Raw genomic sequence first — 15,428 nt, 5'->3', positions numbered from 1 at the left:
AAAAACTCCTCCTTCAACAGAAAAAGGCAAAAGGTAAGCTGCCGTCAGGCGTTCTTCTGCGCGGCACGGCGGTTCAGGCAGTATCCCGCAGCAAGTACGAGGATGACAAAGCCTATCTTGAGCGGGAGTGCGTAGGGGGTGAGGAAAGCACCGACGGCGGGGTCTTCCGTCATGAGTTCGGCCGAGGTCCAGCCGAGAATGCCGGCGCCGAGATAGATGAGCGCGGGCACTTTCAGCATGATCATCAGGAAGATCTGTGCGCCGAACAGCACGATGGGGATGGAGATCATGAGGCCGCAGATGATGAGGCTCCACTTGCCGTGCGGCACGGTATTCGCGACGCCGGCGAGCGACAGGATGTTGTCGATGCTCATAATGAAATCCGCAATGAGGATGGTGCGCACGGCCTCGCCGAAGGTGGCCGGCTGCTTTTTCCCCTCGCCGGGCTTTTCATCGTGACGGTCCGTCAGGAGGCGCACGGCGATGAAGAGCAGTGCGGCGCCGCCGACAAATTCGACGTAAGGCGAGGCGAGCAGCCCCGTGGCGAACAGGGTGCAGACGATGCGGATGCCCACGGCGCCGAGGCCGCCCGCGATGATGGCCTTGCGCCGGTTGTGCTGCGGCAGATTCTTGCAGGCCAGCGCGATGAGGATCGCGTTGTCGCCCGACAGCAGCAGGTCCAGCAGCAGGATGCCCGAGAGCGCAGCCAGCCACTCCGGCGAGAACATGCCTGCAAACAGATTATCCAAAAGTATCACTCCCCCAAGATGTGACGAAATATACGAAAAACCCTGCCCTACCTGCCGCCGAGCGGTTGGATAGGGCAGGGTCTTGCTTACTCGCGCCGGCCACACCGGGACAGCTCATGTCCGTACTGACGATGGTGGTCGTTCAGCTACTCCCCCTGTTGGAAGTATGCATATTTCATAATCTCAATATAGCACAATGCAGCGGCTTTGGCAAGTAAAAGTCAAAAAATCAGATATCGAGGTTGCGCACGAGCTTGGCGTTCTCCTCGATGAACTGGCGGCGCGGCTCGACCTTGTCGCCCATGAGGATCGTGAAGAGCTCATCGGCTTCCTCGGCATCCTCCATCTCGACGCGCAGCATCGTGCGGCCCTCGGGATCCATGGTCGTTTCCCAGAGCTGCTCCGGATTCATCTCGCCAAGGCCTTTGTAGCGCTGGACGGTAACGCCGTCGCGGCCGACCTCGTCGAGCTTGCGCGAGAGCTCGTCATCACTGTAGGTGTACCAGTGCTTCTTGCCCTTGCGGATCTGATAGAGCGGAGGCTGAGCGATGTAGACATGGCCGTGCTCGATGAGCGGCTTCATGTAGCGGTAGAGGAAGGTCAGGAGCAGCGTGCGGATGTGCGCGCCGTCAACATCGGCATCCGTCATGATGATGATTTTGCCGTAGCGGCGCTTCGAGATGTCGAAGTCCTCGCTGATGCCCGTACCGAAGGCCGTGATCATCGTGCGAATCTCGGCATTCGCGAAGATCTTGTCGAGGCGTGCCTTCTCGACGTTGAGGATCTTGCCGCGCAGCGGCAGGATGGCCTGGAAGCGGCGGTCGCGGCCCTGCTTGGCCGAGCCGCCTGCGGAATCACCCTCGACGAGGTAAATCTCGGCCTGCTCCGGGTCCTTGATGGAGCAGTCCGCGAGTTTGCCCGGCAGGCTCGATACCTCGAGAGCGTTCTTGCGGCGCGTGAGCTCGCGGGCCTTGCGGGCAGCTTCGCGGGCGCGGGCGGCCATGATGGCCTTCTCGATGATTTTCTTCGTGATGACGGGGTTCTCCTCGAAGTATTCGGAGAGGCCCTCGGTGACGATGGAGTCGACGATGCCGCGCACCTCGGAGTTGCCGAGCTTCGTCTTCGTCTGGCCCTCGAACTGCGGCTCGCGAATCTTGAGGCTGATGACGCACGTCAGTCCCTCGCGGACGTCGTCACCCGAGAGATTGGCGTCCTTGTCCTTGAGGATGCCCTGCTTGCGTGCGAAGTCATTGGCTGCACGCGTCAGCGCGAGCTTGAAGCCCGCAAGGTGCGTGCCGCCCTCTTCGGTGTTGATGTTGTTGACGAAGGAGTAGATGTTCTCCTGGTAGCTGTCGTTGTACTGCATGGCGATCTCGACGACCGTATCGTCCTTGACGCCGTTGAAGTAGATGGGCTCCGGGTTGAGCTTCTCTTTCTTGCGGTTGAGATGCTCGACAAAGGAGCTGATGCCGCCTTCGAAATGGAACGTCTCGTTCTTGACAGGATCGACGCGGTCGTCTGCAAGGCTGATCGTGATGCCGTGATTCAGAAAGGCGAGCTCGCGCAAGCGATGGCGCAGCGTCTCGTAGCTGTAGGTCGTGACCGAGAAGATTTCCGGGTCCGGTACGAAGTGGACGCGCGTGCCCGTCTCTTCCGTCGTGCCGACAACCGTCAGCGGCTTCACGGTAACGCCGCGCTTGAAGGCAATCTCATAAATCTTGCCGTCGCGCTTGACCTGGACTTCCATGCTCGTCGAGAGGGCGTTGACGACGGAGACGCCGACGCCGTGCAGGCCGCCCGATACCTTGTAGCCATCGCCGCCGAATTTGCCGCCCGCGTGCAGGACGGTCAGAACGACCTCAACGGCGGGCTTGCCGCTCTCGTGCATATCAACCGGGATGCCGCGACCATTGTCGACGACTGTGATGCTGTTGTCCTTCTCGATCGTGACCTCGATGTGGTCGCAGTAGCCGGCCAGGGCCTCATCGATGGAGTTGTCGACGACTTCATAGACGAGGTGATGCAGGCCGCGCTCCGACGTGCTGCCGATGTACATGCCCGGACGCATGCGGACGGCCTCGAGGCCTTCAAGGATCTGGATCTGCTCGGCGCCGTAATCGGCGTCAACGGCCGTGACCTCTGCACTCGATTCATCGCGGTGGATCTCAACGCCCGTGGTATCGAGGTCCTTATCCGTCAAATCCTCCTGCACGGCAGGCTCAGCCGGCGTCAAGTCGATCGTTTTCTTATCGTTATCGTTTGCCATAAAATCTTCTACGCTCCAATCATTCAGAAGTATCCATATCGAAAATCTGCCGTGAGCGCCGCCTGAGTGTGGCCGGCGATATGACGGACAGATACATCTTGTCTGGTGTGATCACGAGGGACTTGATCATCTCCCGCGTGGCGTCGGCCCGCAGGACGCGGCCTTCCCGGCGCCGTCTCTCCAAAAAACGTGCATTGTCGCCGTCACGGAACATCTCGTAGTCGTAGATGGCGATGATATCCTTGGTGCGCACAGAGGCACCGTTGCCAAGATGCAGGAACATGACGCTCATCCTTTCTTTTCTTGCACGTCTTGTGCGCCCCGCGGCCTGGAGGCTGCCGCCTTCCTGCCGTGTTCAGCATGGCGCAGCGGGACGACCTCGTAGCGCCGCGGAGCCTTGTAGTCCTTCGGGCGGTGCAGGTTGAAGCGCAGGTCGTAGATGGCGCGCTTCATGACCTCCTCCGTCAGCTTGTCGGGCGGCAGGCAGCGGTAGAGCATGACGAGGTTCTTGGCCGCGAGGCTCTCCGTATCCGTTACCTCAACAGTGGACGCCAGCTGCTGGACGAGCAGGGCGCGCTGCTCATTGACGATCTTGGTCGTGCAGTCCGGCACGTATTCATGGACCTCAGCGTAGCGGGCCCAGGGGATGTCCCGCAGCACGCCGCGCACCTTCGCGCGAAGCTCCTCCTCTTTCTTCATGCGGCAGGCCGGACAGAGCCGGTCTTCCGGTGCACAGAGCCTGCCGCATGAGGCGCAGGGATGCCATTCTTCCTGAGCGTGCAGCTTGTCGAGCTGGCGCTGCTTGCGGTAGAGACCGCGCAGGGACATGGCCAGGTCTTCATCCTCGATGCCTGCGGCCAGCCTCTGCGCGTCGGCTATATCCTGCTCCGTCAGGGGGATCTGGCGGCGCTTCCTGCCGATGTCGGGTTCTTCCTCACCGGCGTCTCGTGCGAGCCAGGTCCCTCCGCTCGAACGGTCCGGCACGGCCGGCTTCTCCCATTTCTTGACGAAGCGCATCTCCTTGATGAGTGCCTGTCCGGCATAGTTGTTGACATTCTGGACAATCTGCGGCATCATCATGCGGATCTCCTGCGCCCAGACGGAATCATCGCTCGTCGCATAGAGCACCTTGTTGCGGATGCCCATGACCTTGACATGGCGTGCAATGGCGTCGCCCGCAATGTCCACCCAGTGCCAAAGCACCCAGTGCGCATAAAACTCCTTTTCCTGTTTCGGACCAAGAGCATGAATGGCTTTCGGGATGATGGTCGCCGTATGCTCCAGTCCCGGCATGCGTCTTGCCATGCAATCACCTCGAGACGGTTCCCTGTTTCACCTGATAATACGTGCCGAAGCGTTCCTGCGGGAAGTAAGCCGCATCCGTGGCCGTGATGAGCGTCTGGATGCGCTCGCGGCGGATGAAGTCCAGGAGCTGGCGCCGGCGCAGGGCGTCGAGCTCGCTCATGACGTCATCGAGCAGCAGGATGGGGTATTCGCCCGTCTCCGAGCGCAAGAATTCCAGTTCCGCGAGCTTCAGCGAGAGGACGCCCGTGCGCTGCTGCCCCTGCGAGCCGAAGGTCCGCAGATTGATGCCGTTGACGAAGAGGACCATGTCATCGTGATGCGGCCCGATGCTCGTCGAGCCGCGCAGGATATCCGTACCGCGGCATTTCTCCAGCATTTCATTATACCATGAAGCGAGAGGCTTTGTCATGTGTTCCTGCTCGAGCCCGGCAATCTCGTAGGTCACGGCGAGGTTCTCCTGGTCGCCGGAGATGCGGCGCTGCATGAGATTGGCGAGCATGTTGAGCTTCCGCACGGCTTCCTGGCGCTTCTGCGTGATCTTCTCGGCACTCGCGGCGAGCTGCACATCCCAGAGGTCAAGCATCGAGGCATCCGCCCGGTGTTCGCGGATGCGCTTCAAGAGCGTATTGCGCTGCGAGAGGATGCGGTTGTACTGCAGGAGCTCGTGATAGTAGGCAGGGCTCGCCTGTGAGATCTCACTGTCTAAAAAGCGCCGGCGGCCAGCCGGCGCTCCCTTGATGAGGAAGAGGTCCTCCGGAGAGAAGAGGACGGTATTGAGATTGCCGACGAGTTCCTTCAGGGGAATCGTCTGCCCGTTGAGCAGCATGCGGCGGCGCTTGTTGCGGCTGAACGCAAAGGCGAGCTTGTTGGCGACACCGCGGCGCTCGAAGGTCAGCTCGATGCTCGCGTCATCCGCCTGCCAGCGGATGAGGTCGGCATCGGCATGCGTCCGGTGCGAACGGCCCAGGGAAGCATAGCAGACGGCTTCGACGATATTCGTCTTGCCCTGGGCGTTGGCCCCGAGAAAGATATTGATGCTCGGCGAAAGCTCGAGATTCAGCTCATTATAGTTCCGATAATTTCTCAGCTTAATAGAACGAACATACATTCTCTTTTATCCTTCTTCGTGGACGACCTTCCAGGCTCCGAGGCCCTCGATCTCGATGATGTCACCGTCATGGAGCTTGCGGCGGCGGGCGCTTTCGACCTCGCCGTTGCGCCTGATGCGGCGTTCCTCAATGAGGATTTTCGTTTCGCCGCAGGAGGGCAGGATGCCTGCCCATTTGAGGAATTGGTCGAGCTGGATTTCTGCGGTATCAATCTTGACGTTTTCGATATTCATGATGCGTCCTTTCTCTGTGGCAGAATCAGTGAGCCGTGCGCACCGGCGTCACGATGTAGATGAATGCCTCGTCTTCAGCTTCCTGGATGGAAGCCGGCGAGAGCGGTTGATTGAGGCTGATGCGGCACTGCTGGCCATCGATGTTCTTGAGCACATCGATGATGTACTGTGCATTGAAGGCGATGGTGAGAGCCGGACCATCGATCTCGGCCGGCACGTACTCTTCGGCATTACCGATTTCTGGATTGTTCGACGTGATATGAATCTGCTGGCCATCGAATTCAAGCTTGATGATGTTGTATTCGCCCGAACGGGAAATCAGGGAAACACGATCGACGGCCGCACTGAACTCCGCCGTGTTGACGAGGACATGCGTTGCGAACTTCGGCGGGATGACGCCGCGGTAGTTCGGGAACTGTCCCTCGATGAGGCGGGACATCATGTAGAGATTGTCGAAGGAGAAGCTGATCTGGTTGTACGAGCAGGTTACTTTGACATCGGTCGGGATATCCGAAACCATGTTGTGGAGAAGTTCCTGCAGGATACGAGCGGGGATGATGATCTTGATGTTGCCGATGGACTGATCGAACGTCTCGGCTTTGACGGCCAGACGGTGTGTGTTTGTTGCAGCCATCGTGACTTTGTTCTCGGTGACTTCAAGCGAGCAGCCCGTGAAGACCGGACGGGATTCATCGCTGCTGCAGGCAAAGACCGTTTTCTTGATGAGTCCGCGCAGGATATTGTCCTTGATGCTGAAGGAAAGGTTGCCTTCAAATGGTTTGATGGTCGGGAATTCTGCGGCGTTCATCGAAAGAAGCGTGAATTTTGCCTGATTCGATTCAATCAGGACGATGTTGGCATCGCGATTGAAGGAAAGTTTGACGGTATCCCCAGGCAGCTTGCGGACAACTTCCTGGAAATAACGGCCTGCGAGGGCGATTTCCCCTTCTTCCGTGACGTCTGCTTCGATGCGTGCCACGAGTCCAATCTCATAATTGGTGGCCTGGAGTTCCAGGATGCCATTGGCTGCTTTGAGGTAAATTCCTGAGAGGATGGGGGTTTGCGGCTTGTTGGCCACGGCTTTCGATACGATTTGCAGGGCATTGGCGAGTTCATTTTTCTGGCAGGTTATTTTCATGTTGGGCCTTCTCTCTGTTTTTCTATGATAGGACTGAAATATATATATAAATAGCCGACGTAGTAGTAGGCCGTGTGGAAAAGTGGATAAGTGGCTGTATGGCGCTTGGGTGTTCACCGTTTGCTGTGGGTAACTTGTTCATAACAATAGGGGAGGTTATCCACAGTTTCCACGGCGGTAAACTCCCCTTTCGGTTATCCACATTGTGTCGACAGGAAATCCATAGGGTTCTCCACAAGGTTATCCACGTCGTATGGTTCGCTTTTTTACATTTTCTGGATGCTCTCGATAAGGTCGTTGATAATCTTATGGAGCTTCGGGTTGTCCTCACGTTCCTTGTTAATTTTATCGTAAGCGTGCAGGACGGTCGTATGGTCGCGGCCTCCGAAGAAGTTGCCAATCTGTGGCAGCGACGTATCGGTGAGCTCGCGGCAAAGGTACATGGCAATCTGACGCGGGAAGGCGATGCTGCGCGTGCGCTTCTTCGCGTGCAGGTCCTCGATCCTGATCTTGAAGTAGGAAGCGACGATTTCCTGGATGACCTCGAGCGTCACTTCTTTCTTGCGGTTGTTCGGGAAGACATCCTTGAGCGCTTCGGCGACGACCTCGGTTGTCACGGGCTTCTTGATGAGCGAGGCGTAAGCGACGACACGGGTCAGCGCGCCTTCGAGCTCACGGATGTTGCTGTCGATGCGGTTGGCGATGAACATCAGCACATCGTTCGGCACGTCGACATGGTCGAGCAGGGCCTTGTTCTTGAGGATGGCGATGCGCGTCTCGAGGTCCGGCGCCTGGATATCGGTGATCAGGCCGCCTTCAAAGCGGGAGCGCAGGCGGTCTTCGAGCTTCTGCACTTCGCGCGGCGGGCGGTCGGATGACAGGATGATCTGCTTGTCCGCCACGTGCAGGGCGTTGAACGTATTGAAGAATTCTTCCTGCGTGCTCTGCTTGCCTGAGAGAAACTGGATATCGTCGACCATCAGGATGTCGATGGTGCGGTATTTCTGGCGGAAAAGCTCGGCCTTGCCTTCCTGGATCGCGCGGATGATTTCGTTCGTGAACTGTTCGCTCGAGACGTAGAGCACGCGCATCTCAGGATGGTTCTGCAGCACGCGGTTGCCGATGGCGTGCATCAGGTGCGTCTTGCCGAGTCCGACGCCGCCGTACATGAAGAACGGATTGTACACCTTGCCTGGCGATTCGGCGACAGCCATGGCCGCCGCATGAGCGAAGCGGTTGGAACTGCCGGTTACGAATGTCTCGAAGGTGTATTTGGGGTTCAGGGAAGAGCGGTCGCCGGGGGCGACGATGTGCATGTCGCCATTGTCGACGACTGGTGCCGGCTGCTCCTGGAAGAGCGAGCCCTGGTCCGGGTTTTCTTTTTTCGCGCGGCCGCCCGTATGCGTACTGACGGCCGGAGATGGTTCTTCCTTTGGCTTTTCAGGGACGGGGGCGGCTGGAATGATTTCGAGTGTCACTTTATGCTTGCTGCCGAGGACGGCACTGACGGCGTCTTCGACAATCGTGAGGTAATGGCTGGTAATCCAGTCCTTGACGAGATCATTCTGCACGCTGAGGATGAGTTCGTCGTCAGCCAGGGAGAGCGGTTTGACTGATGCGAACCACTTGAAGGCTGACTCGGCGAGCGATTCCTTCATCTTGGTGAGGATCTGCTCCCAGACAGCCTGCAGCTGTGTCTGCTCCATGAAAAAAATCCTTTCCTGCTATTAGAATATGTAGAAACTTTTTCCACAGGTGCATAATTTTATCCACATTTTTATCCACACGTGTGGATAACTCGAAGGTTCTCCTGGGGTTGAGGCGGGAAGCGTGGATATTGCTTAGAGATTCGCGAGCCTTGTCAGGCAGGGCACCAATGGGTTTTCCGCACAATAATCAACAATATCTTATCAAAATCAGGGGGACTTATCAACAGTTTTTATGTGAGCAAGTCCCAATGAGGCGCGAAATATCCACAGGCCGGGGGAAAAAGACAAGGGAAAATCCTTGACATTCCACAAGCGGCTAGTCTATAATTTGACATAGTTAAAATTCTGATACTATGCTTCTATACAGCCATTTAGTTCAGAAAACAGCAAAACCAAAGGAGGTGTTGAGGGAATGAAACAGACTTATCAGCCGAACAACCATTGGAGAAAGCAGACCCATGGCTTCCGTGAGCGCATGAAGACGAAGGGCGGCCGTCTCGTTCTGAAGAGAAGACGCCAGCGCGGCAGAAAGAAGCTTTCGGCATAAATCGAGATGAGGTCACTTCGGTGGCCTTTTTTACTATGATGAACGCGTTTTACTTTTCTGTTTGTTTTTGGGGAATTGCGAATGCTTACCTTACCGAGAAAACGGATCATCAAGCGGCGCAGTGATTTCCAGCGTGTCTACCGGGTTGGCCGTTCGTATGCGAACCGGTATTTTGTGCTCTATGTATTCCCGGCTGCGAATGTCCGCGGGCGGGTTGGCTTTGCTGCCGGCAAGAAGCTGGGCTGTGCCGTGGTACGCAATCGCGTCAAGCGTCTGCTGCGCGAAAGTTACCGGCTGCATCAGGAGCTTCTGCGCGACGATGTCGCCCTGCTCCTCGTCGGACGCAAGGCCATGGTCGAAGCCAAGTGCCAGGTCGTCGAGAAAGCTTTCCTGAAAGTCGGGAAGAAGGCCGGCATTTTCGCATCGCCTGTCCCGGATAGAGGAAAGAGGTCCTGACGGATGATGAAGAAGGTGCTCCTGCTGCTCGTGCGGTTTTATCGCGGCTTTATCTCACCGCTTCTGCCGCCTTCCTGCCGCTATGTCCCGACCTGTTCGGAGTATGCTCTCATCGCCATCGAGCGCTACGGCGCCCGCCGCGGCGGTTATCTGGCCTTGAAGCGCATCCTGCGCTGCCATCCCTTCCACAAGGGCGGCTATGATCCTGTACCGTGAATGATTCTTGTATGTGCGGCGCCTGCCGCCTGCATCGTGTGTGCAAATTAATAACGTTTCTTTTAGATTAGGATGTGATACATTGGGTTTCTTTGCAACGATTTTCGAGCCGATTGAACATATCCTGCAGGTTGTCCTGCAGGCCCTCTACCATGTCACGGAGCTGGTTGGCCCCGGCAGCTACGGCGTGGCCATCATCCTCCTGACGATTGTCATCAAGATGATCCTCTATCCGCTGACGGTAAAGCAGGTTCGTTCCATGAAGGCGATGCAGGAGCTTTCGCCGAAGATGAAGAAGATTCAGGAGAAGTACAAGGACAATCCGCAGGTCATGCAGCAGAAGGTCGGCGCGCTCTACAAGGAAGCCGGCGTCAATCCGCTCGCAGGCTGCCTGCCGCTGCTCATCCAGATGCCGATTCTCATGGGCATGTACTATTCCCTGTACAATTTCACGTATCCGACGCCGGAATCCGCGCAGTTCCTCTGGCTGCCGAGCATGTCTGATCCGGATCCGTACTACATCCTGCCGGTGCTCTCGGCACTGACGACGTTCCTGCAGCAGAAGCAGACGACGACGGAAATGAATCAGCAGATGAAGATCATGATGACGGTTATGCCGCTCTTCATCGGCTGGATCAGCTTGAATTTCCCCTCGGGCCTCGTGCTCTACTGGGTCACGATGAACATCGTACAGATTGCCCAGCAGTGGTGGATGTACCGCGATAGCAACGACACCAAGAAAAAGGAGGCTGCCTGATATGGCAGAAACCATGGAATGGACGGGGAAGACGGTCGAGGCGGCATTGGCCGCCGCGGCCGCATCGCTCGGCTGCAGCGAGGAAAGCCTTGAGTACACGGTGCTCGAGCAGCCATCCCGCGGTTTCCTGGGCATCCTGGGCCGCAAGCCGGCCCGCATCCGCGTGCGTCAGGAAGAGCCGGAAAAGGCGCCCCTTACGGATGCATCGGCTGATGTAGAGGAGCTCGAAGAAAGTCTGGCCGAGGAAGCCGGTGCTGCGGCGCCGACGCTCCTTGAGCAGGAGCAGCGGGCAAGGAAATTCCTCGAGGATGTCTTTGCCGCGATGAAGATCGAGGTGGAGCTCGTGCGCGAAGAGCACGAGGATGGCATCATCTTCCATCTGGAAGGCAAGAACCTCGGTATCCTCATCGGCAAGCACGGGCAGACGCTCGATGCACTGCAGTATCTGGCAAATCTGGCGGCCAATCACGGCACGAGCTCGGAGCGCCTGCACGTCATCCTCGATGTGGAGGGCTACCGCGCGCGCCGCGAGGAGACGCTGACGCGCCTTGCGGGGCATTTGGCCGAGAAGGCCTGCCGCATCGGGCAGGAGATCCATCTCGAACCGATGAACCGCCACGAGCGCAAGATCATCCACATGGCGCTGCAGGACAGCCGCAAGGTGTCGACGTATAGTGCCGGTGAAGAGCCGCGCCGCTACGTGGTCATTGCGCCGAAGCGTCGCCGCCGCGAGCGCGACGATTACAAACGAGAATAAAAGAAATCATGCAGAGAGCTGTGAAAGGGCTGTCTCCTATCCTGGGAGCAAGCCCTTTTTGCTTTTTTGAAAGGAAGGGTATCATGCAGCAGGGAGATACCATCAGTGCGATTGCCACGCCTCGCGGAGAGGGCGGCATCGGCATTGTCCGCATCAGCGGAGAGCATGCCATTGAAGTGGCCGAGGCCGTTTTTCAATCGGCCGGCGGCCGCAAATTGGCGGATACGGAGAGTTATCGTGCCGTTTACGGCCGGATCATCGATGAGAACGGGCGGGTCGTTGATGAGGCCATTGCCCTCGTCATGCGTGCGCCGCATTCGTATACGGTGGAGGATGTCGTGGAACTGCAATGCCATGGCGGCATGATGCCGCTGCGCAAGATCCTGTCCCTGACGTGGCAGCAGGGAGCGCGTCCCGCCGAGCGCGGCGAGTTCACGAAGCGCGCCTTCCTCAACGGGCGGCTTGATCTGTCGCAGGCTCAGGCCGTCATGGACATCATTGAAGCGCGCACGGATGCTTCGCTGGCCATGGCTGCGGGGCACCTGACGGGACATTTCTCACAGGGCATCCAGGCGATGCGCCACGATATACTCGGCATGATTGCCCATATCGAAGCCGCCATCGATTTCCCGGAGGATGAAGTGGACGATGTGCTGACTTACGATATACAGAAAAAAGTGGTTGATATGCGCAACAAAATTTCCGGCATACTGAAAACGGCACATGCCGGACGCATCCTGCGGGATGGACTCATGACGGCCATCATCGGCAAGCCGAATGTCGGCAAGTCCAGCCTGCTCAATTCTTTGCTCCGCGAGGAACGGGCCATTGTCACGGAGATTCCCGGCACGACGCGCGATTCGATTGAGGAATACGCCGATGTCGGCGGCATCCCCCTGCGCATCATCGACACGGCCGGCATCCGCTCGACGGATGATGTCGTCGAACGCATCGGCGTCGAGAAGGCCCGCTCGTATGCGGACCGGGCTTCTCTGGTACTGGCACTTTTCGACGCGTCACGCCCGCTCGGCCGCGAAGATGAGGAAATCCTCGCGCTCAGCGCGCAGCACGATGCCATCCTTCTGCTCAACAAATGCGACCTGCCGATGGTGACGACACCCGAGCTCCTGTCTGCACGCGCCCCGCGCCAGACGGTCATTCCCATTTCGACGCATACGCAGGCCGGCTTCACGCGCCTGGTGGAAAGCATTCGCTCGCGCGTTTACGCCGGCGCAGCTGCCGGTGAGGAAGGCGATTTTGTCACGGATGCCCGCCAGGCCGAGGTACTGCGTCAGGCTGACGCACATCTTGAGGCGTCACTGCGGACGATCGAGGCCGACATGGGGCTGGATTTCATATCCATCGACCTGCGTTCGGCCTGGGAAAAGCTCGGTGAACTGACAGGCGAGACGGTCGGTGAGGATATCATTAATGAGATCTTCAGCAAATTCTGCATCGGCAAGTAAGGATTATGGCTTGCCAATCGTTACTATATAAATAAGGAGGAGTTATCGTTGTTTACTGCTGGAAAATACGATATCATCGTCATCGGTGCAGGCCATGCCGGCGTGGAAGCGGCGCTCGCCGCGGCGCGCATCGGCTGTCGGACGCTTTTGGCGACGCTTTCGATGGACAATATCGCCCTGATGCCCTGCAACCCTTCCGTGGGAGGACCGGGCAAGGGCCATCTCGTGCGCGAAGTGGATGCACTCGGCGGCGAGATGGGCGTCAATGCCGACAAGACCTGCATCCAGTTCCGCATGCTCAATACCGGCAAGGGCCCGGCCGTCCACGCACTGCGCGCGCAGGCCGACAAGAAGCTCTACCAGTTCACGATGAAGGAGACTTGTGAGAATACCGAAAATCTGGACGTAAAACAGATTCTCATTACCGATTTGCTCCTGACTGAGGACAAGAAGGCTGTAAGCGGCGTCGTGGTCGAGACGGGGGAGGTCTATCTGGCTCCCGTGATCATCATGGCGACGGGCACGTATCTCAAGGGACGCATCATCGTCGGGGAGCATACGTACAGCGGCGGCCCGAACGGGCAGCGCCCGGCCATGAAGTTCTCGGATTCACTCAAGGCGGTGGGCATCCGCCTCATGCGCTTCAAGACGGGCACGCCGGCCCGTGTCGACGGCCGTACGCTCGATTATGCGAAGATGCAGATCCAGCCCGGCGATGAAGAAGCGCGCAATTTCTCGTTCATGAGTGATGTGAAGACGCGCGAGCAGGTGCCGTGCTGGCTGACATATACGAATGAGGCGACGCATAAGATTCTGCGCGACAATATGGACCGTGCGCCGATGGCCAACGGCATCATCGAGGGCATCGGCCCGCGCTACTGCCCGTCCATCGAGACGAAGATCCTGCGCTTTCCCGATAAGGACCGCCATCAGCTGTTCCTCGAGCCGGAGGGCCTGCACACGAATGAGGTTTATGTGCAAGGCATGAGCACGAGCATGCCGATGGATGTCCAGCTCGCGTTTCTCAAGACCATCCCCGGCCTTGAGCATGCCCATGTCATGCGCGCCGGCTATGCCATTGAATACGACTGCATCGACCCGACACAGCTCAAGCCGACGCTTGAATTCAAGGATATCCATGGCTTTTTCTCGGCCGGTCAGGCCAACGGTACCTCAGGCTACGAGGAAGCTGCGGCCCAGGGCATCATCGCCGGCATCAATGCGGCCATGCTCATCAAAGGGCAGGAGCCGCTCGTGCTCAAGCGGTCCGAAGGGTATATTGGCGTGCTCATCGATGATCTCGTGACGAAGGGGACGAATGAGCCGTACCGCATCATGACGAGCCGGGCTGAATACCGCCTGCTGCTGCGCCAGGACAATGCGGATTTGAGACTCACACCGCACGGCCGCCGCGTGGGCCTCGTCAAAGACGACCGCTGGGCCCGCTTCACGAAGAAGAAGGAGGCCATCGAGCAGGCGATGAAACTGCTCAAGGGTACCGCCATCAATCCGAGCCAGGAGACGAATGACCGGCTGAAGGCTGCCGGCATCGAGCCCATCAAGAGTGCACAGCCGCTTGCTGACCTGCTGCGCCGTCAGGATGTCGATTATGATACACTGCGCGCTGCCTACCCGGATTTGCCGGAACTCACGCCCGAGGTCCGGCAGCAGGTCGAGACGTCCATCCTGTACGAAGGGTATATCAAGAAGCAGCTCGAGCAGGTAGCGCATATGGAGAAACTCGAGGCGAAGCTCCTACCGGAAGATATTGATTATCAGGATGTGCCAAGCCTGCGCGACGAGGCCCGTGAAAAGCTCGCAGCCATCCGTCCACGGTCGGTCGGGCAGGCTGGCCGCATCAGCGGTGTTTCGCCGGCCGATGTATCGGTTCTGCTCGTCTGGCTCGAGCAGCAGAAACGGCTTCGCGATGCAGAACATGCGAAGGTTTGAGAGGGGGCGTGAAGATGTTTCAAGATGAGATGAAGAAGGCCGCAGAGGATTTCGGCCTGACGCTGAGTGAGCGGCAGCTCGCGCAGTTCACGCGTTACTATGAGCTGCTGGTGGAATGGAATGAGAAAATGAATCTCACTGCCATTACAGAGGCACATGAGGTAGCTGTCAAGCATATGGTCGATTCGCTTTCCGCGTATGATCCTGCTATCTTTAAAGGTGAGATATCGATAATCGATGTCGGCACAGGCGCCGGCTTCCCGGGACTGCCGCTCAAAATCTTCTGCCCGCAGGTGCATCTGACGCTCATGGATTCCCTGAACAAGCGCGTCAACTTCCTGCAGACGGTCGTCGACGAGCTGGGTCTGCAGGATGTGGAATGCGTCCATGCAAGGGCAGAGGAGGGGGCGCGCAACAAGAAGTACCGCGAGCAGTTTGACCTTGCCGTCTCGCGCGCCGTCGCACGGCTGCCCATCCTTTGTGAATACTGCCTGCCGTTCGTCAAACGCGGCGGCCACTTTCTCGCGCTCAAGGGCAGGGCTTTTGCCGAAGAAGTCGAGGAGGCTCAGAAAGCCATCAGGGTCATGGGCGGCAGCCACACGGAGGTGCGCGAAGTCCATCTGCCGGGCCTTGATGACAAGCGTGCCATCATCACCGTGACCAAGACTATGCCGACCCCCAAGGCCTATCCGCGCAAGGCCGGCACACCGGCAAAGAATCCGCTTTAACAAAAGGGGCTGTGAAATAACAGATCCCCAAAAACAAGAGGG

General features: G+C 58.1%; 16 protein-coding genes. 8 read left to right on the top strand and 8 right to left on the bottom strand.

The genetic code is table 11. The features are described 5' to 3' along the window. Positions 1-44: 44 nt before the first annotated feature. From DWX75_RS06235 to dnaA, 8 genes are all read right to left on the bottom strand, one after another. Positions 45-749, bottom strand: a complete 705-nt coding sequence (locus tag DWX75_RS06235; RefSeq protein ID WP_233519496.1) for a YjbE family putative metal transport protein — start codon at positions 747-749, stop codon at positions 45-47. Positions 750-978: 229 nt separating this feature from the next. Continuing rightward, entirely contained in the window at positions 979-3,015 is a 2,037-nt protein-coding gene (gene gyrB / locus DWX75_RS06230) for a DNA topoisomerase (ATP-hydrolyzing) subunit B (RefSeq protein ID WP_199497535.1), read from the bottom strand. Between the two features lie 19 nt (positions 3,016-3,034). Beyond that, the gene (gene remB, locus DWX75_RS06225; RefSeq protein ID WP_158558768.1) at positions 3,035-3,298 is read right to left on the bottom strand and encodes an extracellular matrix regulator RemB; all 264 of its coding nucleotides are present in this window, start codon (positions 3,296-3,298) and stop codon (positions 3,035-3,037) included. A 5-nt stretch (positions 3,299-3,303) separates the two neighbouring features. Continuing rightward, entirely contained in the window at positions 3,304-4,320 is a 1,017-nt protein-coding gene (locus tag DWX75_RS06220) for a DUF721 domain-containing protein (protein WP_118015473.1), read from the bottom strand. A 4-nt stretch (positions 4,321-4,324) separates the two neighbouring features. Then, positions 4,325-5,428: a DNA replication/repair protein RecF gene (gene recF, locus DWX75_RS06215; protein ID WP_118015472.1), complete on the bottom strand. Its 1,104-nt coding sequence runs from the start codon at positions 5,426-5,428 to the stop codon at positions 4,325-4,327. Positions 5,429-5,434: 6 nt separating this feature from the next. Next, positions 5,435-5,662: an RNA-binding S4 domain-containing protein gene (locus DWX75_RS06210; RefSeq protein ID WP_199497534.1), complete on the bottom strand. Its 228-nt coding sequence runs from the start codon at positions 5,660-5,662 to the stop codon at positions 5,435-5,437. A 25-nt stretch (positions 5,663-5,687) separates the two neighbouring features. Next, the gene (gene dnaN, locus DWX75_RS06205; RefSeq protein WP_118015471.1) at positions 5,688-6,800 is read right to left on the bottom strand and encodes a DNA polymerase III subunit beta; all 1,113 of its coding nucleotides are present in this window, start codon (positions 6,798-6,800) and stop codon (positions 5,688-5,690) included. Between the two features lie 266 nt (positions 6,801-7,066). Then, a complete protein-coding gene (gene dnaA / locus DWX75_RS06200) occupies positions 7,067-8,506 on the bottom strand; it encodes a chromosomal replication initiator protein DnaA (RefSeq protein WP_118015470.1) in 1,440 nt (479 codons plus the stop codon). 415 nt (positions 8,507-8,921) lie between these two features. Here dnaA and rpmH point away from each other — a divergent pair, with 415 nt between their 5' ends. From rpmH to rsmG, 8 genes are all read left to right on the top strand, one after another. Further along, positions 8,922-9,056 (top strand): 50S ribosomal protein L34, encoded by a 135-nt coding sequence (gene rpmH, locus DWX75_RS06195; RefSeq protein ID WP_075429623.1) that lies wholly within the window; start codon positions 8,922-8,924, stop codon positions 9,054-9,056. Positions 9,057-9,137: 81 nt separating this feature from the next. Further along, positions 9,138-9,512, top strand: coding sequence for a ribonuclease P protein component (gene rnpA / locus DWX75_RS06190; RefSeq protein ID WP_118015469.1), 375 nt, complete (start codon positions 9,138-9,140; stop codon positions 9,510-9,512). Between the two features lie 6 nt (positions 9,513-9,518). Continuing rightward, entirely contained in the window at positions 9,519-9,728 is a 210-nt protein-coding gene (yidD, locus tag DWX75_RS06185) for a membrane protein insertion efficiency factor YidD (protein ID WP_118015521.1), read from the top strand. An 82-nt stretch (positions 9,729-9,810) separates the two neighbouring features. Next, complete coding sequence (locus DWX75_RS06180; protein ID WP_118015468.1) at positions 9,811-10,485, top strand: YidC/Oxa1 family membrane protein insertase; 675 nt, start codon at positions 9,811-9,813, stop codon at positions 10,483-10,485. A 1-nt stretch (position 10,486) separates the two neighbouring features. Then, on the top strand, positions 10,487-11,242 hold the full coding sequence (gene jag, locus DWX75_RS06175; protein WP_118015467.1) for an RNA-binding cell elongation regulator Jag/EloR: 756 nt from the start codon (positions 10,487-10,489) through the stop codon (positions 11,240-11,242). Between the two features lie 83 nt (positions 11,243-11,325). Further along, a complete protein-coding gene (gene mnmE, locus DWX75_RS06170; protein WP_118015466.1) occupies positions 11,326-12,708 on the top strand; it encodes a tRNA uridine-5-carboxymethylaminomethyl(34) synthesis GTPase MnmE in 1,383 nt (460 codons plus the stop codon). Between the two features lie 48 nt (positions 12,709-12,756). After that, entirely contained in the window at positions 12,757-14,658 is a 1,902-nt protein-coding gene (gene mnmG, locus DWX75_RS06165; protein WP_118015465.1) for a tRNA uridine-5-carboxymethylaminomethyl(34) synthesis enzyme MnmG, read from the top strand. A 14-nt stretch (positions 14,659-14,672) separates the two neighbouring features. Beyond that, the gene (rsmG, locus tag DWX75_RS06160; protein WP_118015464.1) at positions 14,673-15,386 is read left to right on the top strand and encodes a 16S rRNA (guanine(527)-N(7))-methyltransferase RsmG; all 714 of its coding nucleotides are present in this window, start codon (positions 14,673-14,675) and stop codon (positions 15,384-15,386) included. Positions 15,387-15,428: the final 42 nt, after the last annotated feature.

The sequence above is a fragment of the Mitsuokella sp. AF21-1AC genome (assembly GCF_003458855.1).
GTDB lineage: Bacteria > Bacillota > Negativicutes > Selenomonadales > Selenomonadaceae > Mitsuokella.
This window is presented reverse-complemented; position numbering and strand designations above follow the sequence as displayed.